This window comes from Streptomyces sp. DvalAA-43, from assembly GCF_900091725.1.
Classification (GTDB): Bacteria; Actinomycetota; Actinomycetes; order Streptomycetales; family Streptomycetaceae; genus Streptomyces; species Streptomyces pulveraceus.
In genome coordinates this window covers 180,715-205,173 of record NZ_FMBW01000087.1, presented here as the reverse complement: position 1 = coordinate 205,173, position 24,459 = coordinate 180,715, and the positions used below count along the sequence as shown (strand labels likewise).

General features: G+C 72.1%; 25 protein-coding genes. 13 read left to right on the top strand and 12 right to left on the bottom strand.

Features of this window, described 5'->3' with window-relative positions; genetic code table 11:
* Positions 1 to 12: 12 nt before the first annotated feature.
* Together GA0115234_RS35790 and GA0115234_RS35785 are read right to left on the bottom strand one after the other, a co-directional pair.
* On the bottom strand, positions 13 to 747 hold the full coding sequence (locus tag GA0115234_RS35790) for a class F sortase (protein ID WP_093550048.1): 735 nt from the start codon (positions 745 to 747) through the stop codon (positions 13 to 15).
* Positions 748 to 930: 183 nt separating this feature from the next.
* On the bottom strand, positions 931 to 1,734 hold the full coding sequence (locus GA0115234_RS35785) for a hypothetical protein (protein ID WP_093550046.1): 804 nt from the start codon (positions 1,732 to 1,734) through the stop codon (positions 931 to 933).
* A 635-nt stretch (positions 1,735 to 2,369) separates the two neighbouring features.
* Here GA0115234_RS35785 and GA0115234_RS35780 point away from each other — a divergent pair.
* Complete coding sequence (locus GA0115234_RS35780) at positions 2,370 to 4,331, top strand: elongation factor G (protein WP_093550044.1); 1,962 nt, start codon at positions 2,370 to 2,372, stop codon at positions 4,329 to 4,331.
* A 60-nt stretch (positions 4,332 to 4,391) separates the two neighbouring features.
* On the opposite strand, the gene GA0115234_RS35775 is transcribed toward GA0115234_RS35780, so the two are convergent.
* Together GA0115234_RS35775 and GA0115234_RS35770 are read right to left on the bottom strand one after the other, a co-directional pair.
* Entirely contained in the window at positions 4,392 to 5,249 is an 858-nt protein-coding gene (locus GA0115234_RS35775; RefSeq protein ID WP_093550042.1) for a transglutaminase family protein, read from the bottom strand.
* Positions 5,250 to 5,267: 18 nt separating this feature from the next.
* Positions 5,268 to 6,269 carry a GNAT family N-acetyltransferase gene (locus tag GA0115234_RS35770; protein ID WP_093550040.1) on the bottom strand — a complete coding sequence of 334 codons (1,002 nt, stop codon included), beginning with the start codon at positions 6,267 to 6,269 and terminating at the stop codon, positions 5,268 to 5,270.
* 117 nt (positions 6,270 to 6,386) lie between these two features.
* Between GA0115234_RS35770 and fdxA the strand changes: the two genes are divergently transcribed.
* Together fdxA and dapC are read left to right on the top strand one after the other, a co-directional pair.
* Positions 6,387 to 6,707: a ferredoxin gene (gene fdxA / locus GA0115234_RS35765; protein WP_018956287.1), complete on the top strand. Its 321-nt coding sequence runs from the start codon at positions 6,387 to 6,389 to the stop codon at positions 6,705 to 6,707.
* Between the two features lie 158 nt (positions 6,708 to 6,865).
* On the top strand, positions 6,866 to 7,963 hold the full coding sequence (gene dapC / locus GA0115234_RS35760) for a succinyldiaminopimelate transaminase (protein ID WP_093550038.1): 1,098 nt from the start codon (positions 6,866 to 6,868) through the stop codon (positions 7,961 to 7,963).
* 94 nt (positions 7,964 to 8,057) lie between these two features.
* Here the strand turns inward: dapC and GA0115234_RS35755 are convergent, their stop codons facing one another.
* Both GA0115234_RS35755 and GA0115234_RS35750 read right to left on the bottom strand, forming a co-directional pair.
* Positions 8,058 to 8,456, bottom strand: a complete 399-nt coding sequence (locus GA0115234_RS35755) for an ATP-binding protein (RefSeq protein WP_093550036.1) — start codon at positions 8,454 to 8,456, stop codon at positions 8,058 to 8,060.
* 288 nt (positions 8,457 to 8,744) lie between these two features.
* Entirely contained in the window at positions 8,745 to 9,686 is a 942-nt protein-coding gene (locus tag GA0115234_RS35750) for a hypothetical protein (protein WP_256088896.1), read from the bottom strand.
* A 139-nt stretch (positions 9,687 to 9,825) separates the two neighbouring features.
* Here GA0115234_RS35750 and dapE point away from each other — a divergent pair, with 139 nt between their 5' ends.
* Positions 9,826 to 10,905 (top strand): succinyl-diaminopimelate desuccinylase, encoded by a 1,080-nt coding sequence (gene dapE, locus GA0115234_RS35745; protein WP_093550034.1) that lies wholly within the window; start codon positions 9,826 to 9,828, stop codon positions 10,903 to 10,905.
* 112 nt (positions 10,906 to 11,017) lie between these two features.
* Positions 11,018 to 11,767 carry an LOG family protein gene (locus tag GA0115234_RS35740; RefSeq protein WP_093550032.1) on the top strand — a complete coding sequence of 250 codons (750 nt, stop codon included), beginning with the start codon at positions 11,018 to 11,020 and terminating at the stop codon, positions 11,765 to 11,767.
* A 66-nt stretch (positions 11,768 to 11,833) separates the two neighbouring features.
* On the opposite strand, the gene folP is transcribed toward GA0115234_RS35740, so the two are convergent.
* The gene (folP, locus tag GA0115234_RS35735) at positions 11,834 to 12,706 is read right to left on the bottom strand and encodes a dihydropteroate synthase (protein ID WP_093550030.1); all 873 of its coding nucleotides are present in this window, start codon (positions 12,704 to 12,706) and stop codon (positions 11,834 to 11,836) included.
* Between the two features lie 160 nt (positions 12,707 to 12,866).
* On the opposite strand from folP, the gene GA0115234_RS35730 reads away from it, so the two are divergent.
* Positions 12,867 to 13,286, top strand: coding sequence for a hypothetical protein (locus GA0115234_RS35730; protein ID WP_093550441.1), 420 nt, complete (start codon positions 12,867 to 12,869; stop codon positions 13,284 to 13,286).
* Entirely contained in the window at positions 13,283 to 13,870 is a 588-nt protein-coding gene (locus GA0115234_RS35725; RefSeq protein WP_093550028.1) for a DNA-3-methyladenine glycosylase I, read from the top strand. Before GA0115234_RS35730 ends, GA0115234_RS35725 begins: the two co-directional genes overlap by 4 nt.
* Positions 13,871 to 13,879: 9 nt before the next feature.
* On the opposite strand, the gene GA0115234_RS35720 is transcribed toward GA0115234_RS35725, so the two are convergent.
* Positions 13,880 to 14,692, bottom strand: a complete 813-nt coding sequence (locus tag GA0115234_RS35720) for a 2-cyclohexenylcarbonyl CoA isomerase (RefSeq protein ID WP_093550026.1) — start codon at positions 14,690 to 14,692, stop codon at positions 13,880 to 13,882.
* A gap of 313 nt (positions 14,693 to 15,005) precedes the next feature.
* Between GA0115234_RS35720 and GA0115234_RS35715 the strand changes: the two genes are divergently transcribed.
* Entirely contained in the window at positions 15,006 to 15,173 is a 168-nt protein-coding gene (locus GA0115234_RS35715; RefSeq protein ID WP_003966491.1) for a DUF3117 domain-containing protein, read from the top strand.
* 130 nt (positions 15,174 to 15,303) lie between these two features.
* Here the strand turns inward: GA0115234_RS35715 and GA0115234_RS35710 are convergent, their stop codons facing one another.
* On the bottom strand, positions 15,304 to 15,969 hold the full coding sequence (locus GA0115234_RS35710; protein ID WP_093550024.1) for an O-methyltransferase: 666 nt from the start codon (positions 15,967 to 15,969) through the stop codon (positions 15,304 to 15,306).
* Between the two features lie 183 nt (positions 15,970 to 16,152).
* Between GA0115234_RS35710 and sigE the strand changes: the two genes are divergently transcribed.
* From sigE to GA0115234_RS35685, 5 genes are all read left to right on the top strand, one after another.
* Positions 16,153 to 16,920: an RNA polymerase sigma factor SigE gene (gene sigE, locus GA0115234_RS35705; protein ID WP_202554517.1), complete on the top strand. Its 768-nt coding sequence runs from the start codon at positions 16,153 to 16,155 to the stop codon at positions 16,918 to 16,920.
* Positions 16,917 to 17,948 (top strand): zf-HC2 domain-containing protein, encoded by a 1,032-nt coding sequence (locus tag GA0115234_RS35700; protein WP_093550022.1) that lies wholly within the window; start codon positions 16,917 to 16,919, stop codon positions 17,946 to 17,948. Before sigE ends, GA0115234_RS35700 begins: the two co-directional genes overlap by 4 nt.
* Positions 17,949 to 18,058: 110 nt before the next feature.
* Positions 18,059 to 19,795 carry a S1C family serine protease gene (locus GA0115234_RS35695; RefSeq protein ID WP_093550020.1) on the top strand — a complete coding sequence of 579 codons (1,737 nt, stop codon included), beginning with the start codon at positions 18,059 to 18,061 and terminating at the stop codon, positions 19,793 to 19,795.
* A gap of 99 nt (positions 19,796 to 19,894) precedes the next feature.
* Positions 19,895 to 20,380 carry a sec-independent translocase gene (locus GA0115234_RS35690; RefSeq protein WP_093550018.1) on the top strand — a complete coding sequence of 162 codons (486 nt, stop codon included), beginning with the start codon at positions 19,895 to 19,897 and terminating at the stop codon, positions 20,378 to 20,380.
* 119 nt (positions 20,381 to 20,499) lie between these two features.
* Complete coding sequence (locus GA0115234_RS35685; protein WP_093550016.1) at positions 20,500 to 21,162, top strand: hypothetical protein; 663 nt, start codon at positions 20,500 to 20,502, stop codon at positions 21,160 to 21,162.
* A gap of 75 nt (positions 21,163 to 21,237) precedes the next feature.
* On the opposite strand, the gene GA0115234_RS35680 is transcribed toward GA0115234_RS35685, so the two are convergent.
* From GA0115234_RS35680 to GA0115234_RS35670, 3 genes are all read right to left on the bottom strand, one after another.
* Positions 21,238 to 22,371 carry an Mrp/NBP35 family ATP-binding protein gene (locus GA0115234_RS35680; protein ID WP_093550014.1) on the bottom strand — a complete coding sequence of 378 codons (1,134 nt, stop codon included), beginning with the start codon at positions 22,369 to 22,371 and terminating at the stop codon, positions 21,238 to 21,240.
* Between the two features lie 62 nt (positions 22,372 to 22,433).
* Positions 22,434 to 22,991: a DUF1003 domain-containing protein gene (locus GA0115234_RS35675; RefSeq protein ID WP_093550012.1), complete on the bottom strand. Its 558-nt coding sequence runs from the start codon at positions 22,989 to 22,991 to the stop codon at positions 22,434 to 22,436.
* On the bottom strand, positions 22,981 to 24,255 hold the full coding sequence (locus GA0115234_RS35670; RefSeq protein ID WP_093550010.1) for a magnesium transporter MgtE N-terminal domain-containing protein: 1,275 nt from the start codon (positions 24,253 to 24,255) through the stop codon (positions 22,981 to 22,983). The genes GA0115234_RS35675 and GA0115234_RS35670 overlap by 11 nt, the downstream gene beginning before the upstream one ends.
* Positions 24,256 to 24,459 lie beyond the last annotated feature (204 nt).

Here is a 24,459-nt window from a genome sequence, read left to right as displayed (position 1 = left end):
GGCTGTCGGCGGTCAGGCCTTGCTGTAGGAGTCGAGGTGGGCGAAGACCACGACGTTGTCCTCGTAGTCCTTCACGGCCTTGTTGTAGGCGCCACCGCAGGTGATCAGGCGCAACTCGGCGGACGAGGTGTCGGCGTAGACCAGGTCGTCCGGGAAGTCCGCCTTGCTGAACTGCTCCACGGAGTCGACCTCGAACGTGGCGATGGAGCCGTCCGCGCGGGTGATGTCGACCTCGGATCCGGGCTGGACGGACGAGAGCTGCAGGAACACGGCGGGCCCGGTCTTCGTGTCGACGTGACCCGCCACGATCGCGGAACCGCGCTCACCGGGGCTGGCACCGTCCTTGAACCAGCCGACCAGGTTGGTGTCGTCGGGGGGCGGAGCGTCCAGCTGACCGGTGGCGCCGATGGACAGATCGGTGAACGGGGCGTCGACGCCGATGCCCGGGATCTGGAGCCGCGTCGGGACGGAACGCGACATCGAGGGGCCGACGTCGACGGCCTCCGACGACTTGACGGGGGCGGGACCGGGGGCGGGTGCGGCATGGGAGCCGACGACCTCGGGGGCGGCGGACGAGACGGCGGCACGCGCGGACGGCGGCTTTTCGTTGATCGAGGTGCCGAAGGAGTTGTAGATGAGGACCATGCCGAGCGCGGCTGTCACGGCGGGCCACATCAGGGCGCGGCCCAGTGTGGATCGTGGGGCAGTCCGGGTGGGGGTGGAGCCGGTCGACTGCGGGGCGGCCATGGGAACGTGCCTTTCGGTTGCGCGGTGTTGTGAGGGGGAGGGGGTGCGGCGGGGCCGGGTTCCGTCCGGGGCTTCCCCGGGGCTTATCCGGGCCTTATCGGGGAGGAAACGCAGCCGCCGCGACCGCCGCCCCGAAGGGCGGCGGCCGCGACAACGAAACGACCGGCTGGCGGTTCGGCCTGGTCAGGCCATCGCGCCACCCGTCGACTGACGGCGGCGCAGCTTGTACGCGCCGACGCCGACACCGCCGAGCAGCAGCGCCGAGCCGGCGGCCAGACCGCCACCGGTCATCGCCATGCCGCCGCCACCGGTGTGCACGCCACCGTGGGGGCGGCCACCCTCGTGGCCGCCGCGTCCACCGCGGTCGCCGCCGCGGTCGCCGCCACGGTCGCCACCGCCGTAGCCGCCGCGGTCGCCGCCGCGGTCGCCTTCGTCGCTGGGGCCGTTCTCGCCGGTGATGACGGAGGCCATGAAGCCGCCGCCGGTGTGGACACCGCCACGCCGGTCGTGGTCGCCGCGTCCGCCGCGGTCGTGGCCGCGGTCGCCGCCGCGTCCGCCGCGGTCGCCGCCGCCGTAGCCGCCACGGTCTCCACCGCGGTCGCCTTCGTCGCTGGGGCCGTTCTCGCCGGTGACGACGGAGGCCATGAAGCCGCCGCCGGTGTGGATGCCACCGCGCGGACCCTCGTGGTCGCCGCGTCCGCCGCGGTCGCCGCCGCGGTCGCCGCCGCGTCCACCGCGGTCTCCGCCGCGGTCGCCGCCACGGTCTCCACCGCGGTCTCCACCGCGGTCGCCGCCACGGTCTCCACCGCGGTCTCCACCGCGGTCGCCGCCGCGGTCGTCCTTTCCGTGGTCGTCGCCGCGCGAGGACGAGTAACCGTTGTCGTGGCCCGAGTCGCCGGACGTGACCATGGCGTAGGCGGACGGGCCGGTGATGGCAAGGACCGCTGTGACAGCGGCCGAAGCGAACAGTGTGCGGGCAGAGCGCATCTGAACACATTCCTTCCGCCGCAACTGCGAAGAGTGACCGGCTGTCGACTCAATGTGGCGCAGTGGCGACGTGATCCACCGTCAGTCGGAATGTGGATCCGCGCCATCGGGGAGCGCCGCATTGGAGCTACACCGTGGGCCCTTCGGGTGGAGTGGCGCCGATAATCACCCGTTGGACTGCACGCAGCGACGCGCGAGGTTTGGGCGGCGGGGCCCCACCCGTTTGCTGACCTCTCAACGCGGCGACGAGCCCGTCGGCCGCCTGGTGACGGTCCCTCGGCCCCCGTGAACACCCTTACTGGAAGGCTGAGTTGGGGCGGGTTCGCGCGGAGTCCGGTCGGACGGGGCGAACCCCGACGCCCGCCGGACTCCCCGCGCGGATGTCCCCGGAACCGCACCGCTGACCCCCGGGACACGGCGACGCGCCGCCCGTGACCTGCTTGCCTTCCGGTGCCCTGGTGTGCGCGGGGCGAGCCCGCCCGCCCCGGCCGTAAACCGGTTGTCGGGGTTCCGGCCCCTCTGCTCTACTCGTCCGCGGAATTCGACCGACGAACCGACGAAGGGGCGCGTCATGCGAGGAACTCTCATGTTCATTCAGGCGGAAATTGTCACCGATCTTGAAGACATGGAGTTCCGTGCACACGCTGAACCTGGGAATCCTGGCGCATGTCGACGCCGGTAAGACGAGCCTGACCGAGCGGCTGCTCCACACCGCCGGTGTCATCGACGAGATCGGCAGCGTCGACGACGGCAGCACCCGGACCGATTCCCTGGCACTCGAACGACAACGCGGCATCACGATCAAGTCCGCCGTCGTCTCGTTCGCCATCGACGACATGACGGTCAATCTGATCGACACTCCCGGTCACCCGGATTTCATCGCCGAGGTGGAACGGGTGCTCGGTGTGCTCGACGGCGCCGTGCTGGTCGTTTCCGCCGTGGAGGGCGTACAGGCGCAGACCCGCGTGCTGATGCGGACACTGCGACGCCTGCGCATTCCGACGCTCCTCCTCGTGAACAAGGTCGACCGCAGCGGTGCGCGGCCCGAGTCCGTACTGCGGGACATCGCCGGGAAACTGACCCCGGCCGTGATCGCCATGGGGTCCGTCGACGCACCGGGCGGCCGGGGCACCCGCTGCACGCCGTACACCGGTGCCGACCCCGGCTTCACCGACCGGCTGGCCGAGCTGCTCGCCGACCACGACGACGCGCTCCTGGACGTGTACGTCGAGAACGCCGCGCCGCTCCCGTACGACAGGCTGCGCGAAGAGCTGGCGGCGCAGACCGGGCGGGCGCTGGTGCATCCGGTGTACTTCGGCTCCGCGATCACCGGCGTGGGGATGGACGCCCTGATCGACGGGGTCAGGGAGCTGCTGCCCGCGAGCGGGGGCGATGACACCGGGCCGGTCGCGGGCACCGTCTTCAAGGTGGAGCGCGGACCGGGCGGCGAGAAGACGGCGTACGTCCGGATGTTCTCGGGCACGGTACGGGTCCGCGACCGGCTGCCGTTCGGGCGGGGCGAGGGGCGGGCCGAGGGCAGAGTGGCCGGGATCGGCGTCTTCGACCAGGGCTCGGCCGTCCGTGGGGCGGCGGTCGGCGCGGGCCGGATCGCGATGCTCCGGGGGCTCGACGGCATCCGGATCGGCGACCCGGTCGGCGAACCTGACGCGGCCCCACCGGACCGCTGGTTCGCCCCGCCGACGCTGGAATCGGTCGTGGTCCCCAGCCCTCCGGCGAGCAGGGGCGAGCTGCATGCCGCACTCGCGCAACTCGCCGAACAGGACCCGCTGATCGATCTGCGTCAGGACGACATCCGTAAAGAGGTGTCCGTCTCGCTCTACGGCGAAGTGCAGAAGGAAGTCATCCAGGCGACGCTGGCCGACGAATTCGGAATCGGCGTCACCTTCCGCGAGACCACCCCCATGTGTCTGGAACGGCCGAACGGCAGCGGAGCGGCGTACGAGATCATCGATCAGGGCGGGAACCCCTTTCTGGCGACCGTCGGCCTCAGGATCGACCCCGCCCCGGTCGGCAGCGGTATCGCCCACCGGCTGGAGGTGGAGCTCGGATCGATGCCCTTCGCCCTGATGAGAGCGGTGGAGGAGACCGTGGCGGAGACCCTTCGGCAGGGAATCCACGGCTGGCAGGTCACCGACTGCGTCGTCACCATGACGCACTCCGGTTACTGGTCCCCGGTGAGCACCGCGGGCGACTTCCGGAATCTGACCCCGCTGGTCCTGATGAGCGCGCTGAAGCGGGCCGGAACCACGGTGCACGAGCCGATCCACCGGTTCCGCCTGGAACTCCCCGCGGACCTGATCGGCCCGGCCCTCCCGGTCCTCGCGCGGCTGCGGGCCGTCCCGGGGACATCGGCCGTGCACGGTTCCGTAGGTGTGCTGGAGGGCGAGATCCCGGCGGCCCGCGTCCACGGACTCCAGCGGCAGCTGCCGGGCCTGACGCGTGGCGAAGGGGTGCTGGAATCCGAGTTCGACCGCTACCGGGCGGTCGTCGGCACACCCCCGGACCGGCCGCGCACCGACCGCGACCCGCTCCACCGCAAGGAGTACCTGCTGCGCACGGTACGCAGGGTCGTCTGAGAGGGGCCCGCGGGCGGGGCGGCCTTCAGAGCGTCCGGCAGCAGCCGGGGCCGGACGCTCTCAGTTCAGCAAGGAGCGGGCCGCCCGCGCCCGGTGCCGGATCGCCTCCGCCGCCTCGGGCTCGATCCCGGCGATCACGTCCGCGTACTCCTCCATCTCCGCCGCCCCGCGCAGGAACTGCCCGCTCTGTACGAGCAGCTGCGCGCGCTCGTAGCGCAGCCTGGCGGGGTGCGAGGGGAGCAGCAGCGACAGGTCCACCGCCCACAGCGCCACATCCGTGTGCTCCGGACGGGTCGCCGCCCAGGCCCTGATGTTGTTCAGGATCCGCAGCACGATCTCCAGCGGCCGCGTGGGCACCAGCATCGATTCCTCCAGCGGCTCCCCGGTGGCCCCCGCCACCAGCAGCTCCGCGTCCTGCCCGGTCATCGGTCGGCCGCCGTCGAAGGGGTCGGCCAGCACCCGCTCGGCCGGATCGCCGAAACCGACGACGAAATGACCCGGCAGCGCCACCCCGTAGACCGGAGCGCCCGCCCGCCGCGCGACCTCGATCCACACCACGGACAGCAGGATCGGCAGTCCGCGACGCCTGCGCAGCACCTGGTGGAGCAGCGACGACTCCAGCCGCTGGTAGTCCGCCGAGGAGCCCGCGAAGCCGCACCGCTCACCGAGCAGTTCGGCCAGCGCCGAGGCCCAGGCCCGGCCGCCCCGCACCCCGTACGGAAGCCGGCCCGCCAGCTCGTCCAGCTCGATCTGCGCCGCGTCGATCCCGTTCGGGTCCAGCGCCGGATCGGCCATCGCGCCCAGCAGCAGACAGAGCAGCGCGAGGTCCGGGCGCTCGGCGCGCGCCTCCTCGGCGAACTGACGGCGCAGCTCGTCCCGGTCCGGGCGTTCCGGCCGCTCAGCGGGTTCAGGATTCATCGGGCCCGTCCGTCTCCGTCACGCCGGCCGGAAGTGGTGGTACAGGTGGTGGACCGCGAACCCCATGCCCTCGTAGAGCGCCCGCGCCCCCTCGTTGTCCGCCTCCACCTGGAGCCAGGCCGCCGAGGCGCCCTCCTCCAGGGCCCGGCGGGCGAGCGCGGCCATCACGGCGGTGGCGAGCCCGCGGCGCCGGTACGCCGGATCGACCTCGACGGCCATGAACCCGGCCCAGCGCCCGTCCACCACGCACCGCCCGATCGCGGCGGGCGCCGCGTCCCCGCCGTCACCGGGCACCGAGGCGAACCACACCGAGGGGCCGCCGCGCAGCACCGCCAGGACGTGCGGGCCCGGGGTGTCGAAGCGCTGGTAGCGGGAGAGCCACGTCTCGTCCAGGTCCCGGCTCAGCCGCACCCGGGACGCCTCCGCGTCCAGGTCGCCGACCGGGGCGAGCCCGGCGGTGCGCACCTCCGCCGTCACCTCGCGGTGCCAGCCGCGCTCCGTCAGCTCCGCGCAGAGCAGCTCCTGGGTGCCCTCGGCGCCGGTCGCGGTCTGGATGTACGCGGGCAGGTCCCGTTCCGCGTACCACTGCCGGACGCGCGCGAGCGCCTTGTCGAGCGGGAGGCCGGGATCGCCGAGCGGCAGCACGGAGTTGGCGCGGCGGGTGAAGCCCCGTGCGGCACGCAGCCGCCAGTTGCCCAGCGGCTCGCTCTCCACCGGCTGCCAGGCACGGGCACAGACGGGTACGAGCTCGTCGAAGGAGGCCGCCGGGCCACGCCGCCGGGCCGGAGCGGCCGGTACCACCTTGCCCGCCACCAGCGCGGCCTCCGCGATACGGACGGGTTCACCGTTCTTCGGTGTGATCGAGAGCACACCATCGTCCCACGATGTGAGAACTCCGACCGTGTCGGTGAACGTCGCTCTTTGCGGGCCGGTCTCGCACACACGCCGGACTGATACCCGTTTGCCCACGTCAGCCGGTGTGATCCGGACCTTGAGCTGTCCGCCGATGGTGAATTCCACAGCTCTCTACGCCCCTCCTGTTCGGTTCGTGCCCCGGAACGGAGATACTAGGGGTGGGCATCGACGACGCCGCGCTCCCGCGCGAGAGCCAACGCCCTACCGAGGAGGAACGACAGCGTGACCTACGTCATCGCGCAGCCTTGTGTCGACGTAAAGGACAAGGCCTGCATCGAGGAGTGCCCCGTCGACTGCATCTACGAGGGCCAGCGGTCCTTGTACATCCACCCGGACGAATGCGTCGACTGCGGAGCCTGTGAGCCGGTGTGCCCGGTCGAGGCCATCTTCTACGAGGACGACACCCCGGAGGAGTGGAAGGACTACTACAAGGCGAACGTCGAGTTCTTCGACGACCTCGGGTCGCCCGGTGGTGCCTCCAAGCTGGGCCTGATCGAGCGCGACCACGCGTTCATCGCCGCGCTGCCGCCGCAGAACCAGTAGTCGGCGGCCCGCACGTGCGCCGCCCCGGTCCCGTACGGCTCGTCACCGTGCGGGACCGAGGCGTTTCCGCGCCCGGGTGACGAGCGGCCCGAGCGCCCCGTACGCCCTTCGCCGCTCCGTGCGTCCCGCGTGACCCCCGTACGAGAAAGCAGAGATCCGTGTCCGCAGTCTCCTCCCGTCTCCCGGTCTTCCCCTGGGACAAGCTCGCGCCCTACAAGTCGACGGCCGAGGCCCACCCCGACGGCATCGTGGACCTGTCCGTCGGCACGCCCGTCGACCCGGTGCCCGAGCTGATCCGGCGGGCGCTCGTCGCCGCGTCGGACAGCCCCGGCTATCCGACGGTGTGGGGGACCGCCGAGCTGCGTGACGCGATCACCGGATGGGTGGAGCGGCGGCTCGGCGCGGCCGGGGTGACCCACGAGAACGTCCTGCCGGTCGTCGGCTCCAAGGAGCTGGTGGCCTGGCTGCCGACCCAGCTCGGCCTCGGCGCGGGCGACAAGGTGGCGTACCCGCGCCTCGCCTACCCGACGTACGAGGTGGGCGCCCGGCTCTGCGGCGCCGAGCCCGTCGTCTACGACGACCCGACGGAGCTGGACCCGGCCGGTCTCAAGCTGCTCTGGCTCAACTCGCCCTCCAATCCGACCGGCCGCGTCCTGTCCAAGGACGAGCTGATCCGGATCGTCGCCTGGGCCCGCGAGCACGGCGTACTGGTCTTCAGCGACGAGTGCTACCTGGAGCTGGGCTGGGAGGCCGAACCGGTCTCCGTGCTGCACCCGGACGTCTGTGGCGGTACGTACGGGGGCATCGTCGCCGTCCACTCGCTCTCCAAGCGCTCCAACCTCGCCGGATACCGCGCGGCCTTCATCGCGGGCGATGCGGCGGTGCTGAGCGAGCTGCTGCTGATCCGCAAGCACGGCGGCATGATGACGCCGGCCCCGGTCCAGGCGGCGACGGTCGCTGCGCTCGGCGACGACGAGCACGTCGCCGAGCAGCGGGCCCGGTACGCGGCGCGGCGCGCGGCCCTGCGCACCGCGCTGGAGTCGCACGGCTTCCGCGTCGAGCACAGCGAGGCCAGCCTCTACCTGTGGGCGACGCGCGACGAACCGTGCTGGGAGACCGTGGCCTACCTGGCGGAGCTCGGCATCCTGGTGGCCCCGGGCGACTTCTACGGACCGGCCGGGGACCGCTTCGTACGGGTCGCGTTCACGGCGACCGACGAGCGGGTGGCGGCGGCCGTCAAGCGGCTGTCGCGGTAGGAGCGGCAGCACCACACACGCGCGGGGCCCCGGGAGTGCGCACTCCCGGGGCCCCGCGCGTGTGTGGTGCTGCCGGCCCGGGGGCCGGGACGGGTCAGCCGAGCGGCAGGCCCTGGGTGGGCAGGCCGCCCTTGGTCGCGGCACCGGCGGCCTCGCCGAGGACCTGGCCCGCGCTGCCCGCGGCGCTGCCCGCGGTCTTCTGCACGGTGGGGGCGGCTTCGGCACCGGCCTTGCCGACGGTCTTGGTCGCGGCCGGGAGGGCCGTCCCGACGATCTTGCCGCCGGTCTCGCCCGCGACCTGGGTGCCCTGCTGGGAGGCGCTGTCGACCGTCTTGCCGAGACCGGCGCCGTCGACGCTGGTCAGACCGCCGAGCTCCGGGGCCTGCGGGAGCTGCGCGGCACCCGCGACTCCGGCCGCGCCGACCACGGGGGCCGCACCTGCGGCGATCAGCAGCGCGGCACGGGCGATCCGGCGGGTCAGGGGGAGGGACATGATGCTCCTTCGACGGTATGAGGAAGAGGTCTGTCCGTTGATCGGACGCAATGACAACCGTCGAAAGGGCGGGGGAGGTTGCGGTGGACCGAGGTAAAGAGTCGGTAATGCGTCACATGATCTGCAAGGGAGGAATCCGGGCGCACGCGACATTCCCGGGAGGCCGGGTGAACCGTCACTTCCCTTCGGCCGCAAGGGAACCGAGGGGTCGGCGCAAGCCGGTGGGAGGGGTAGTGCGAAGGGGGCGCACGAACGGGGCGGGATGACACTCCCGGGCGACCGCGCGAACTAGTGCGCGAGCCGGATCCGGACGTCGGTGGTGCCCGAATCCTTGTGCTCCGTACGCCAGCCCGACCCTGCCTCCCACACCCGGCCCGCATACGAGACCTCGCCCAGGCGGAGCGCCTCAGACTGCGCGACCGCCCAGTGCGCGAGCTCCCAGCCGCGCTGCGCCGTGCCACCGTCCCCGGCCGTCCGGGGCGCGGACACCGGGACCGCGACCGTGCCGGACGCCGCCGGACCGGCCGCACCGGCCCCGGGTGTCCTGCCCGTCGCGGGCAGCACGTCCTTGCCGAAGGCGCGCACCAGCTCCGTCCGCACCTTCGCCGGGTCGGCGGCCACGGCCGTCACCCGCGGCGGCGCGCAGTTCAGCGAGGCGGGCGCACGACCGGTCAGCGCCGCCGCCAGCAGGGCCGCGTCCGGCTCGTGCTTCGCGTAGGCCTGCGGGAAGGCGCTGCGCTGGACCCGCTGCGCGGCGACCGTCAGCGGCAGCCGCGAGTAGCCGGGGACCTCGGCCAGATGACGGTAGAACTCCCCGGCGGAGTACACCGGGTCCAGGATCTGCTTCTCGGTGCCCCAGCCCTGCGAGGGGCGCTGCTGGAACAGCCCCAGCGAATCCCGGTCGCCGTGCTCGATGTTGCGCAGCCCGGACTCCTGGAGAGCGGTCGCCAGCGCGATCGTCACGGCGCGCTCCGGCATCCCGCGCGAGGTGCCGACCGCGGAGATCGTCGCGGCGTTGACGGCCTGCTCCGGGCTCATCCAGTACGTACGGCCCGTGCCGGACGAACCGTCGGCCGACTCCACGACGCACCCCGCGACGACCTTGTCGCCTGTTATGTACTGAAGGGTCAGATAGCTGCCGAGCGCGGCGAGCACGACAAGGGCGACAGCGATACGCAGGAGGCGGCTGCGGCTGGTGTGTCGGCGGGCGGGGGAGACGGTCCGGGGCACGGGCCCACCGTACTGGAGTGTTCCGCCGGGGCCGAGGGCCCAGGGGCCCTTCGTCCGGATCATCCGGACCCGCGGCGTCCGGACCGCCCCGGTCCGGCCCGATCCTGGCGGGCGAGCCGGGTCCCTTAGGGTCGGTGCCATGCCCGAAACCACACTTGACCTCTCCCTGGACGGCCCGGCGCTCACCGCACGGCTCGTCGACTTCCCGTCGGTCAGCGGTCAGGAGAAGGAGCTGGCGGACGCGATCGAGTCGGCCCTCCGCACCCTCCCGCACCTGACCGTCGACCGGCACGGCAACAACGTCGTGGCCCGGACGGACCTCGGCCGCGCCGAGCGGGTGGTACTCGCCGGGCACATCGACACCGTGCCGATCGCCGACAACGTGCCGTCCCGTCTCGACGAGAACGGGGTGCTGTGGGGCTGCGGCACCTCCGACATGAAGTCGGGCGTCGCCGTCCAGCTGAGGATCGCCGCGACCGTGCCCGAGCCCAACCGCGACCTGACCTTCGTCTTCTACGACAACGAGGAGGTCGCCGCACACCTCAACGGGCTCGGCCACATCGCCGAGGCCCACCCCGACTGGCTGGCGGGCGACTTCGCGGTCCTGCTGGAGGGCTCCGACGCCGAGGTCGAGGGCGGCTGCCAGGGCACCCTGCGGGTCTTCCTGCGCACCGAGGGGGAGCGGGCCCACTCCGCGCGGGGCTGGATGGGGTCCAACGCCATCCACGGCGCCGCCCCGATCCTGGCCCGCCTCGCCGCGTACGAACCGCGCCGCCCGGTCATCGACGGTCTCGAATACCACGAGGGCCTGAACGCGGTACGGATCGAGGGGGGCGTCGCCAACAACGTCATCCCGGACGCCTGCACCGTCGTGGTCAACTTCCGGTACGCGCCCGACCGGACCGCCGAGGAGGCCCTGGCCCACGTCCACGAGGTCTTCGCGGACTGCGGCGTCGCCGAATTCGTCGTCGACGACCACTCGGGCGCGGCCATGCCCGGCCTCTCCCACCCGGCGGCCCAGGCGTTCATGGCGGCGGTGGGCGGCACCGCCCGGCCCAAGTTCGGCTGGACGGACGTCTCCCGCTTCGGCTCCCTCGGCGTCCCCGCGGTGAACTACGGACCGGGCGACCCGCTCTTCGCCCACAAGCGCGACGAGCACGTGGCGGTCGAGCGGATCACCCACTGCGAGGAGCGGCTCCGCTCCTGGCTCACCGCCTGACCCACGGCATTCCCCCGCCCGTAACCTCCGTGGATCTACCCTGACCTGACACGGATGACCAGAGATCCTCCAGGATCTCCCGGTCATCGACCGTCGTCGGAGGGAGCAGGTCATGGGCAACCCCGAGGGAGCACGCGTCCCTGAGGAACAGCGGCTCGGACCGGTACTGCGCCGCAGGGAACAGGTGCAGCCCGGCACCACCGACCAGCGGCTGCTGGACACCGAGGGCGACTCCGAGTGGGTGCACACCGACCCCTGGCGGGTGATGCGCATCCAGTCCGAGTTCGTCGAGGGCTTCGGCGCGCTGGCCGAACTGCCGAGCGCGATCAGCGTCTTCGGCTCGGCCCGCACCCCGGCCGGCGGACCCGAGTACGAGGCGGGCGTACGGATCGGAAAGGCCCTGGTCGAGGCCGGCTTCGCGGTGATCACCGGAGGCGGGCCGGGGGCGATGGAGGCGGCGAACAAGGGAGCGCGGGAGGCGAAGGGCGTCTCGGTCGGTCTCGGCATCGAGCTGCCCTTCGAGTCCGGCCTCAACCCGCACGTCGACATCGGCGTCAACTTCCGCTACTTCTTCGTCCGCAAGACGATGTTCGTGAAGTACGCGCAGGGCTTCGTCGTGCTGCCCGGCGGCCTCGGCACGCTGGACGAGCTCTTCGAGGCCCTCACCCTCGTCCAGACGGGCAAGGTCACCCGCTTCCCGATCGTGCTGTTCGGCACCGCCTACTGGAGCGGTCTCGTGGACTGGCTGCGGGACACGGTGGTGGCGCAGGGGAAGGCGTCCGAGCACGACCTGTTGCTCTTCCACGTCACCGACGACGTGGACGAGGCGGTCGACCTCGTGACGAAGGAGGTCGGCCGGTAGGGGGCGTCCGGGGAGCGGGGCCCGCATCCGGGCCCCGCCCCCGCCCTCGCCCGATCCGGCCCCCGCCTAAGCCAGCCCGCGCCGCGCCACGGCCGGCTCCCGGTGCCCCGCGATGGACGCCACCATGTCCAGCACCTGACGGGTCTCGGCCACCTCGTGCACCCGGTACACCTGTGCCCCCAGCCACGCCGACACGGCCGTGGTCGCCAGCGTGCCGATCACCCGCTCCTTCACCGGCCGGTCGAGTGTCTCGCCGACGAAGTCCTTGTTGGACAGCGACACCAGCACCGGCCAGCCGGTCTCCGTCATCTCGCCGAGCCGGCGCGTCGCCTCCAGGGAGTGCCGGGTGTTCTTCCCGAAGTCGTGACCGGGGTCGATCATGATCCCGTCGGGCCGCACCCCGAGCGCGACCGCGCGCTCGGCCAGCCCCACCGTCACCCGCAGGATGTCCGCCATCACGTCGTCGTACGCGACCCGGTGCGGCCGGGTGCGCGGCTCGGCGCCGCCCGCGTGCGTGCACACCAGCCCGGCCCCGTACCGGGCGGCGACCTCCGCGAGCTTCGGGTCCACGCCGCCCCACGCGTCGTTCAGCACGTCCGCGCCGGCCTCGCAGACCGCCTCGCCGACGTCGTGGCGCCAGGTGTCGACGCTGATCACGACGTCCGGGTGGCGGCGGCGCACCTCCGCGACGAACCCCACCGTGCGACGCGCCTCCTCCTCGGCGGTCACCTCCTCGCCGGGGCCCGCCTTCACGCCCCCGATGTCGACGATCGCCGCACCGTCCGCGATCGCCTGCTCGACCCGGGCGAGCGCCGGTTCGTCCCGGAAGGTCGCGCCCTGGTCGTAGAAGGAGTCCGGGGTACGGTTCACGATCGCCATGATCACCGGCTCGTGCGCACCGAATTCGCGCCGCCCCAGCCTGAGCGCACCGCTTCGCATCCCGCGTTTCTCCTCTGGATAGATGGCCCGTGCGGACAGATGGCCCGTGGGACGCCAGCGACCCTAGTCCTTCTCCCGTCCTCAGCCCGCCGGGCACCGGCTGTCGGTGCCGCATGGCACGATCGGACCCGGACAGGTTTCCGCTTCCGGGGAGATGCGCGTGTTCTGGTTCTTGCTGGTGACGATGGTCGTGGTGGTGGCCGTGGTCACCCTCGCGGTGGTCGGTGGGGGGAAGAGCGCCATCCTGCAGGACGTGGCGCCCGAGCAGCTGATCGATCCGCTGCCCGCGACACGACCGGTCGGCCGCGCGGATCTCGACGCGCTGCGGCTGCCGGTGGCCGTGCGCGGCTACCGCATGATGGACGTCGACGAGGCGCTCGACCGGCTCGGTGCCGAGCTCGCCGAGCGGGACGCGCGGATCGCGGAGCTGGAATCGGCGCTGGCCGGTGCGCAGGCGACCGCGGTCGGCGGCCCCGGCCTCATCGAGGAGCCGCCCGAGGACCGCCCGCAGGCGCCGTGGGAGGCACCCGGACCGGACCCGGAGCCGACGGAGCACCCCGGAGAGGAGCCCCGGCGATGAGCGGCGGCGCGGAAGCGGCCCCGGACGGCGGCCTGCGCTGCCCGTGGGGGCTCTCCACCGAGGACTACCTCACGTACCACGACACCGAATGGGGCCGCCCCGTCCACGGCGACGACGCCCTCTTCGAACGGCTCTGCCTGGAGGCCTTCCAGTCGGGTCTCTCCTGGCTGACGATCCTGCGCCGCCGGGAGGGCTTCCGCTCCGCCTTCGCCGGGTTCAGGATCCCCGCGGTAGCCGAGTTCACCGACGCCGACAAGGAGCGCCTCCTCGCCGACGCCGGCATCATCCGCAACCGCGCGAAGATCGAGGCGACCCTCGCCAACGCCAAGGTGCTGGCCGGCTGGAGCGCCGGTGAGCTGGACGAGCTGATCTGGTCCCACGCCCCCGACCCGGCCGGCCGCCCCGTCCCGCGCACCCTCGGCGACGTCCCGGCGGTCACCCCGGAGTCCACGGCGCTGGCCAAGGAGCTCAAGAAGCGCGGTGTGCGCTTTGTCGGGCCCACGACGGCCTACGCCCTGATGCAGGCCTGCGGCCTGGTCGACGACCACCTGGCCGACTGCGTGGCGCGCGGCACCGGGGCGTAGACCCGGCGGCTACCGGCCGAGGTACTTCGGCTTCTCCTTGTTCAGGAACGCCTGTACCGCGATCGTGTGGTCCTCGGACGCGCCCGCCCTGGTCTGGAGCTCGTCCTCCTTCTCCAGCGCCTCGTTCAGTGTGTGACCGGCGCCGTGGGCCAGGGACTCCTTGAGCGCGGCGTACGCCACCGTGGGGCCGGCCGCCAGGGCGCGGGCCACGGCGGCGGCCTCGGTGGCCAGGTCGGCGGCGGGCACCAGCTTGTTCACGATGCCCAGGTCAAGGGCGTCCCGCGCGGAGATCGAGCGCGGGAAGAGCAGCAGGTCGGCGGCGCGGCTCTGGCCGATCAGGCGCGGCAGCGTCCAGGAGACGCCCGAGTCCGCGGTGAGGGCCACCCCGGCGAAGGAGGTGTTGAACGAGGCGGTGTCGGCGACCACCCGGTAGTCGCAGGCGAGCGCGAAGCCGAAACCGGCACCGGCCGCGACCCCGTTCACCCCGGCGACGACCGGCTTGGGCATCCCGGTGATGGCCCGCACGATCGGGTTGTAGTGCTCCCGCACCGTGCTCAGCGCATTGCCGCCGCCCGACTCGCGGGCACTTTCGAGCTTGGCGACATGCTCCTTCAGATCCTGGCCGACGCAGAACGCCCGCCCGGTCGCGGTGAGCAGCACGGCGCGTACGGCGGGGTCGGCCGCCGCGGACTCCAGCGCGTCACGGAGCGCCACCTTGGCCGCCGTGTTCATGGCGTTCATCGCGTCGGGACGGTTGATCGTGATCGTCGCGAGTCCGTCGCTCACTTCGTGGAGCACGCTGTCCGCCGTGTGGTCGGCCATCTCGTTGTCCCCTTCGCACCTCGGGCCCTGCCTGTCCAGGCAAGCATGGCCGACTCCGGCGGGAGCCGACATGTGACCTGCGTCTAATAATTGAGCCCCGCAGCAGGGGTGAGGGCGGCGGAGTATCGCAGGCCGATCGCCGAATTGGGTGGTTTTGAGAGAGCGCGTTGCGCAAGCGATGCAGACCGATGTTGGTCATTGGGGTCTGTGATGCGGGATAATGGCCTGGAAGCAATGTGTTCGATGCCGGTGACACAGCGCCTGTCATGGGGCCGCCGGTTGCGATGAGCTGGTTTCAGGAAGGGGAACGAGCATGGCGGCCATGAAGCCGCGGACGGGCGACGGCCCGCTCGAGGTGACAAAGGAGGGGCGGGGCATCGTCATGCGCGTTCCGCTCGAAGGCGGCGGTCGGCTTGTCGTGGAGCTGACTCCGGACGAGGCCGACGCACTCGGCGATGCCCTCAAGAAGGTCGTCGGCTGAGCAGAGGCGCCCACACTTCATCACTGCCCCGGCACGCCTGAGCGTGCCGGGGCAGTGATGCGTTCACAGGTGTTCGCGCCGGGGCTCGCCCCGGGGGGCACGGGCTGGCCCGGCCCCGTATCCGCGGGCGTCAGCCCCTGCGCACCGCGCACAGCAGACCATCGCCCACCGGCAACAGCGTCGCCATCAGCTCCTGGCTCTCGCGCACCGCACGCAGCAGCTCCCGCAGCCGCAGCACCTCCGCGGGCTGCGCCGCGGAGTCGACCGTACGGCCGTCCGCGAAGACGCCCTCGAAGCAGACCAGGCCGCCGGGGCGCAGCAGGCGCAACGATTCAGCGAGACAGTCCAGGCTCTCCAGCCGGTCGCCGTCGCAGAACACGAGGTCGTACCCGCCGTCCGCGAGCCGCGGCAGGACGTCCAGGGCACGGCCGGGAATGAAGCGGGCCCGATTGGCGGCGTACCCCGCGGCCCGGAAGGCCTCGCGGGCGAACTGCTGGCGTTCGGGCTCCGGGTCGACCGTGGTCAGTACGCCGTCGGGCCGCATCCCATGCAGCAGATAGAGCCCGGACACGCCGGTCCCGGTGCCGATTTCGGCCACCGCTTTGGCGTCCGTCGTGGCAGCGAGCAAGCGCAGCGCGGCGCCGGTACCTGGCGACACCGAGCGGAGCCCTGCGTCCCGGGCCCGGTCCCGGGCCCAGTGCAGTGCTTCGTCCTCGGCGACAAAGGCGTCGGCGAACGCCCAGCTCGTCTGCCGGTTGGCGGTAATGACCCTCTCCTGTCCCCGTAGTTGGCGCAACGGTGACTGTATCCGCTGCACCCGGGAACCCGCAGATGGGACCGGGCGTTATGAAGGGGCAGGGGAAAGCCGGTGGAAGCGGCCCGCGGATCGGGTCCCGTATTCCACCGGGTGGCGGTTCCCGGGGCGATCCCCGGCCCCAGCAGGAAAAAGGCTTATCCGGAGCTAACGGGCGAGGTGGCTATGGTAGGGGCTCCACTGGACACCACCAGAGCCGATAGGGGAGGTGCGGCTGCGCCTGTGGATCGGGGAGGAGTGCTGCGGCTGCGGCGCTTTCTCAGGTCGGCGGGTGAGCCGAAATCCGTGACCAACATTGCTGACCGTTCTTCCAACGATTCCGCAACGACTGCGACCTTCGCCTCAGACGCGGACTCCCAGGCGTGGACGCCACCCTCATGGGAAGAGATCGTCAGCACGCACAGCGGCCGGGTCTACCGCCTCGCCTACCGGCTGACGGGCAACCAGCACGACGCCGAGGACCTCACCCAGGAGGTCTTCGTCCGGGTGTTCCGGTCGCTGTCGACCTACACACCGGGCACGTTCGAGGGCTGGCTGCACCGCATCACGACCAACCTGTTCCTGGACATGGTCCGCCGTAAGCAGCGGATCCGTTTCGACTCCCTCGGCGACGACGCCGCCGAGCGGCTGCCGAGCCGTGAGCCGTCCCCGCAGCAGGTCTTCAACGACACCCACTTCGACGCGGACGTGCAGCAGGCGCTGGACACCCTCGCGCCCGAGTTCCGTGCCGCCGTCGTGCTCTGCGACATCGAGGGTCTTTCGTACGAGGAGATCGCCGCGACGCTGGGCGTGAAGCTCGGCACCGTGCGCAGCCGTATCCACCGCGGCCGCTCGCACCTGCGCAAGGCGCTGCGGCACCGCTCGCCCGAGGCCCGCGCCGAGCAGCGCTCGCTGGCGGGCGCGGTCCTGGCGGGGGAGGGCGGAACGGCGTGAGCGGCACAGGTCCGACCCCCGCGGAACAACACCTGGGGGACCGCCTCGCCGCGCTTGTCGACGGCGAGCTGAAACACGACGCCCGTGAGCGGGTCCTCGCCCACCTGGCGACCTGCGCCAAGTGCAAGGCCGAGGCCGCGGCTCAGCGGCGCCTGAAGAGCGTCTTCGCCCAGTCCGCCCCGCCGTCGCCGTCCGAGGGCTTCCTCGCCCGGCTGCAGGGCCTTCCCGGGGGGCCGGGTGGTGACGACGACCGCCAGGACAGACCATTCGGCGGCTCCGGGCGCTTCGCCGACGGGCTCTTCCCCGTGATCCAGCCGTCCGGCAGCCGCACCGACGCACCGGGGGACCGGCCGGTCGGCGGCTTCGGCTTCCTCCCGGCACCGCACGGCTCGACCGCCGTACTGCCGGGCACCCCCTCCCGTTCCGGCTTCCGGATCCATGAGGTGGGCCGCGAGGCGGAGCGGTCGCCCTGGCGCGGCCGGAGATTCGCCTTCGCCGCGGCGAGCGCCGTCTCGCTGGCGGCCATCGCGCTCGGCGGCGCCCTGCCGACGGGCGCGGGCATCAGCTCCGCGGCCCGCACCACGGGCGGCGGAAACGCGGTGACGCCGCTCGACGCCCCTTCACGCGGCGAGAGCGGCGGCTCGGCCGGCCGCCGCGGCGGGGGCAGCCATGGCACGTTCAGCGCGCGGGGAGCGGGCGAGCGCTCGATCGCCACCACCCCCTCGGCCGTGCCGGGCGGCACACCGGTGGCGCCCTCCGGTACGCCCGCGGTGCTCTCCACCACGAGCCTCGTGGGAAACCCCTTCGCCGCCCAGGTGCTGACCAGTGTGTCCGCGCCACCACTGATACGTCCGACCGGCACCACCCCGCTCTTCGCCGAGGTGTTCGGGCGGCTCGCCGCACAGTCCCCGACGCCTTCCGCATCACCGTCCGGGACACAGCCGTCGGCACCACCCTGGGCACGGTCGTCGGCCTCGGGGCTTCCCACCCCCGCCGATCGTGGTCTGCCGCTTTCCTCCCGGCGCTGACCGGGGTCTGCGCAAGTATTCGCAAACCTGGTTGAATTCCGGGAGCAGTTCCGGGAGGGACGCCCTAGTCAGGGCGTGCAGAGGCCAGTTGCGGCAGTTGCGGGGAGAGCATGGAAGACGGTAAGTCCACCGGGCCGAAGGCGAAGTGGTGGAGCCGGCCCACACCGGGACGCACCACCCGCACAGCGCCGGACGAGCCGTCCCCCGTCGAGGACACTGCGCCCGCGGCCGACCCGACGGCCACGGCCACGGCGGTCGCCGATGACGGCGAGAGCCGTACGACGGCACCGGAGGCGCAGCCGGTGGACGCGCTGCCCCGGCCCCCGGCAGCCGTACCACCGGCCCGGCCCATGACGCCGCTGCACGAGCCCGATCAGTACAGCACCCCGCCCTACGGCGGACCCGGCCCCTGGGCGCCCGCACCCCCCGTACAGCGGCCGGTTCCGACCCCGGCGCACGGCACCCCCGTACCCCCGCCGTACGCGGGGACGAACGGCGCGGGCATCCCCGCACCGCCCGCCCCCACCGCGCCTGCCCCCACGCCGCCCTCGGCCGCCCCCGCGCAGCCCGCCGCCGGCTTCGCACCCCCGCCCCACGTGCCCCAGCCCCAGCAGCCCCAGCCCCAGCCGCAGTCCCCGGCTCCGTCGGCGCAGTGGCTCCAGTACGACCCCTGGGGCGCGCCCCGGCAGCCGCTCACCAACCCGGGCCCGCCGCTCGGGGCCGAGACCGGCCGCAGGAAGAGCCGGCGCGGCTCCCTCCTCATCGGCGCGGTCCTGCTCGCCCTGGTGGCGGGCGGCATCGGCGGCGGCATCGGGGCCTACATCGAGCGCAACGGTGGCCTCACCCGGGTCGAGCTCCCGCAGACCGGCCGCAGCACCGGCGGCCGTGCCCCCGACAGCGTCGCCGGTATCGCCGCCAGCGCCCTGCCCAGCGTGGTCACCCTCCATGTCACCGGCGCCACCGAGTCCGGCACCGGCACCGGCTTCGTCCTCGACCGCTCCGGCCACATCCTCACCAACAACCACGTCGTCGCCCCGGCCGGCCGGGCCGGTGAGATCACCGTGACCTTCAGCGGTGGGGAGACCGCGCGCGGCGAGGTCGTCGGCAAGGACAGCGGCTACGACCTGGCCGTGGTCAAGGTCACCGGCGTCTCCGGCCTCAAGCCGCTGCCGCTGGGCAACTCCGACAATGTGCAGGTCGGCGACCCCGTGGTGGCCATCGGCGCCCCCTTCGACCTGTCCAACACCGTGACCTCCGGCATCATCAGCGCCAAGGACCGGCCGATCACCGCGGGCGGCGAGAAGGGCGACGGCAGCGACATCAGTTATGTCGACGCGCTGCAGACCGACGCGCCGATCAACCCGGGCAACTCCGGCGGTCCGCTCGTCGACACCGACGCCCATGTCATAGGCATCAACAGCGCCATCCGTGCCGCCGACAGCGGTGCGTCCGAGGAGGGCGGACAGGCCGGTTCCATCGGCCTCGGCTTCGCCATCCCCATCAACCAGGGCAAGCGGGTCGCCGAGGAGCTGATCAACACCGGGAAGGCCACCCACCCGGTGATCGGTGTCACGCTCGACATGAAGTACACCGGGGACGGTGCCCGGGTCGAGTCGAAGGGCGCGGCCGGCAAGCCCGCGGTGACGCCGGGCGGTCCCGGGGCCAAGGCAGGGATCAGGCCCGGGGACGTCATCACCGAGGTCGACGGCCGACGGGTGCACAGCGGCGAGGAGCTGATCGTCAAGATCCGCGCGCATCGCCCTGGCGACCGTCTGGACCTCGCGCTGACCCGCGGTGGTAAAGACCTGTCCATCTCTTTGACACTCGGCTCGGCAAGCGGCACGTGACAGCCCCGGCACGCTACCGCGCGGGCAGTTTCGACGGGTACCGTGGGCCGGGTCCGGACCTCGACCGACACGGTCTCGGAGAACACGAGGAGCAACAGGGTGTTCAATGACATAGGCGTACTCGAGCTGGCGACGCTCGCCATCCTGGGCGTGCTGATCTTCGGCCCGGACAAGCTGCCCAAGGTCATCCAGGACGCCTCGCGCTTCATCCGCAAGATCCGTGAGTTCTCGGAGAGTGCCAAGGAGGACATCCGCACGGAGCTCGGCCCGGAGTTCAAGGACTTCGAGTTCGAGGACCTCAACCCCAAGACGTTCGTCCGCAAGCAGCTCATGGACGGCAATGACGACCTGGGGCTGAAGGAGATCCGCGAGAGCTTCGACCTCCGCAAGGATCTGTCCGAGGTCGCCGACGCGGTGAACGGCCGGGAGAGCAAGGAAGTGGAGCCCGCTGACTCCCGGAGCAGCGTGTCGAGCGGCTCGGCGATCACCGCCGCCAACGGCTCGGCCGGTGCCCCGGATCTGCTCAAGAAGCGTGACCAGCCCGGCAAGGACGACCGGCCGCCGTTCGACGCCGACGCCACCTGACCCCTGCCAATCCCGGCTCGTCCGGACGCTATGGCTATTCTCCATCTGTCCGGTTGTGAGTACGCCCGTCGGGGGGCGGGCCGCTCCGGACCCAACGGATCGAGGAGGCGGCCGGACAGATGGAGACCACGAGTCGGGTGGGCGCGGAAGATGCGCCGGGCACAGTCACCGAGGAGGGGGTGCCGACGGCCCGGCGGCGTATGGTCGACGGCTATCTGGCGGCCACGTTTCCCTGGTACGGACTGGACGAGGCCTTCACCGGGCCGCGCCGGCTGATGCAGGTGGGCACCGCTGCGGACGGCACGGTGCAGCACGGTTCGATCGGCCACGGTGACGAACCGTCGACCCGGGCCGACACGGGCGCCGAGAAGCAACGGTTCGCCATCGTCGTGTCGATGGCGAGCAGCCCCGTGCGGCGCAGCGGCGACGGCACGGGCGTGCTGGACGCGACCACGGTGTCCTCCGCGGCCTGGCTGGCCGGGTCCGGTCTGCTCGCCTGCACCCGGCCCCCGCAGATGGACCACGCGCTGCGCGACGACTGGCTGGACCAGCAGACGGAGACGGCGTTCGAACTCGCCGACGACCTGGACGGCCCCGCGTGGTCGGTGCTCTCGCTGCCGGTGGACGGCGTCCCCGTGCCGTTCCACTACCGCGAGTCCGAATACGGCTGGGTGCTGGCCGGATCGGCGCAGGGCGGGGTGTACATCGGGGCGTACGGGCGCGGGATGAGCGCCTACGGGCTGGGGTTCTCCGTGATCGGCGACATCACTACGTACGCCTAGCGGCCGGACGTACGCGGCACGACGTACGCGGCACATGGAGCGGTGACCGGCCGGGGCCGGTCACCGCCCGCCGTCTCAGAACTTGTTGCGCGGGGTGATGCCCAGCGACATGCCCGACAGACCGCGCTGACGGCCGCCCAGCTTGTCCGCGATGGTGCGCAGCGCCTTGCCGGCCGGGGAGTCGGGGTCGGACAGGACGACCGGCTTGCCCTCGTCGCCGCCCTCGCGCAGCCGTACGTCGATCGGGATGGAGCCCAGCACCGGCACCTCCGCGCCGACCGTCTTCGTCAGCCCCTCGGCGACCCGCGCGCCGCCGCCCGAGCCGAAGACGTCGACCATCTCGTCGCAGTGCGGGCACGGCATGCCCGACATGTTCTCGACGACACCGACGATCTTCTGGTGGGTCTGCACGGCGATCGAACCGGCCCGCTCGGCGACCTCGGCCGCGGCCTGCTGCGGGGTCGTGACGACCAGGATCTCGGCGTTCGGCACGAGCTGCGCCACCGAGATCGCGATGTCGCCGGTGCCCGGCGGCAGGTCGAGCAGGAGGACGTCGAGGTCGCCCCAGTACACATCGGCGAGGAACTGCTGGAGGGCGCGGTGGAGCATCGGTCCGCGCCACACCACCGGGGCGTTGCCCGGGGTGAACATGCCGATGGAGATGACCTTCACGCCGTGCGAGGACGGCGGCATGATCATGTTCTCGACCTGGGTGGGCTTGCCGTCCGCGCCGAGCATCCGGGGCACGCTGTGCCCGTAGATGTCCGCGTCCACGACGCCGACCTTGAGGCCGTCGGCCGCCATCGCGGCCGCCAGGTTCACCGTGACCGACGACTTGCCGACGCCGCCCTTGCCGGACGCGACCGCGTAGACGCGGGTCAGCGAGCCGGGCTTGGCGAACGGGACCTCGCGCTCCGCCGTGCCGCCGCGCAGCGAGGACGCGAGTTCCTTGCGCTGTTCGTCGCTCATCACGTCGAGCGTGACGTCGACCCGCGAGACGCCCTCGACGCGGGCGACCGCGTCCGTCACGTTCTTGGTGATCGTCTCGCGCATCGGACAGCCCGAGACCGTGAGGTAGACCGTGACAGCGACCGCACCGTCAGCATCGATCTCGACCGATTTCACCATGCCGAGTTCGGTGATCGGGCGGTGGATCTCCGGGTCGTTCACTGTCGCCAGTGCCTCAAGCACCGCGTCTTCCGTAGCCATACCTCGATAGTACGGGTGCGAGCGGCGCTTCTTGAGGGGTGGCTACGTGTGAGTAGCATCCGTCAGCGGTCCTCGTCGCGCTCGGCCGGGGCCAGCGGGAGCCGGTCGTCGAGGTCCCTGGCGAGATCCTCCAGTTCGGAGCGGATCCAGTCGCGGGTGGCGACCTCGCCGAGCCCCATCCGCAGCGACGCGATCTCCCGGGTGAGGTACTCGGTGTCGGCGATGGAGCGCTCGTTCTGCTTGCGGTCCTGTTCGTGGGTGACCCGGTCGCGGTCGTCCTGCCGGTTCTGCGCGAGCAGGATCAGCGGGGCCGCGTACGAGGCCTGGAGCGACAGCATCAGCGTCAGGAAGATGAACGGGTACTGGTCGAACCGCAGGTGCACGGGGGCGAAGACGTTCCACAGCACCCAGACGATGATGACCAGCGTCATCCAGACGATGAACCGCCCGGTGCCCAGGAAGCGGGCGATCCGTTCGGAGAACCGGCCGAACGCCTCGGGATCGTAGTCGGGCAGCAGCCGTCGGCGCGGGCGCTTGGGCTGGTCCAGCCGGGAACGGGGCGGGCGAGCGATGCCCGAGGCCCCCGCCGGCGGTGTCTTCGAGCGCTCCTCAGCCGCCATGGACGCCCCCCTCCTCGCTGTGGAAGTCCGTCTCCCGCCAGTCCTCGGGCAGCAGGTGGTCGAGGACGTCGTCGACCGTCACCGCGCCGAGCAGCGACCCGCTCTCGTCCACCACGGGCACCGAGACCAGGTTGTACGCGGCCAGATAGCTCGTCACGGCCGACAGCGGGGTGTCCGGCGCGAGGGGCACCAGATCGCTGTCGACGATCGAGCTGACCAGGGCGTACGGCGGATCCCGCAGCAGCCGCTGGAAGTGCGCGGTGCCCAGGTACTTCCCGGTGGGCGTCTCGTCGGGCGACCGGCACACGTACACCTGGGCGGCGAGCGCCGGGGAGAGGTCCGCCTGCCGGACCCGGGCGAGCGCGTCGGCGACCGTGGCGTCCGGCCGGAGGATGATCGGCTCGGTGGTCATCAGGCCGCCCGCGGTCCGCTCCTCGTACGACATCAGGCGCCGCACGTCGGCCGCGTCGTCCGGCCGCATCAGCGTCAGCAGCCGCTCCTTGTCCTCCTCGGGCAGCTCGGACAGCAGGTCGGCCGCGTCGTCCGGGTCCATCGCCTCCAGGACGTCGGCGGCGCGCTCCTCCTTGAGCTTGCCGATGATCTCCACCTGGTCGTCCTCGGGCAGCTCCTCCAGGACGTCGGCGAGCCGGTCGTCGTCGAGTGCGGCGGCGACCTCGGCCCGCCGCTTCGGCGACAGATGGTGCAGCGCGTTGGCCACGTCCGTCGGGCGCAGCCGCTCGAAGGTGGCGACCAGGGACTCGGCGCCCTGCCCCTCCTCCTCCAGCGAGAACCCGCTGACCGCCGACCACTCGACCGTCAGGGTCTCGCCCTTGCGGCGCAGCGCCCCGCCCTTGCCCTTGCGTACGAAGTACTTGTCGATCTCCCAGTCGCGGCGGGCCGGGAGCTGCTGGACGGAGACGTCGAGGACGGTGACCTCCTCGCCGGTCTCCACGAGGCGGACCCGCCGGTCGAGGAACTCGCCGAACACCAGGCGTTCGGTGGGCCGCTGCTCGAAGCGCCGCATGTTGACCACGCCGGTGGTGATGACCTGGCCGGACTCGATCCCGGTGACCCGGGTCATCGGGAGGAAGATCCGGCGGCGGCTGAGCACCTCGACGACGAGTCCGAGCAGCCGGGGCGGCCTGCCGCCGACCCGGAGCATCGCGACCAGATCACGGACGCGGCCCACCTGGTCGCCGTTGGGGTCGAAGACCGGTACGTCGGCGAGGTGCGAGACGAACACCCGGGGGGCGCCTGCCGCCATCGTGCGCCTCCTTCTTCCGTGTACGACTTCTCCGACTGGTCCGTTTGGCAGTCAATCAACCGTTATGACGGGATCAGGCTAGCCCGTACCGCTCCGGGCCGCCCCGGCGGAGCCGTCCGTACGGCTCCCTGCCGGAAGGCGGATCCGGCACAGGTACGCTGCCGTCTGCCACCCACCGCGATGCAGATGAGAGGCAGTGCGTCC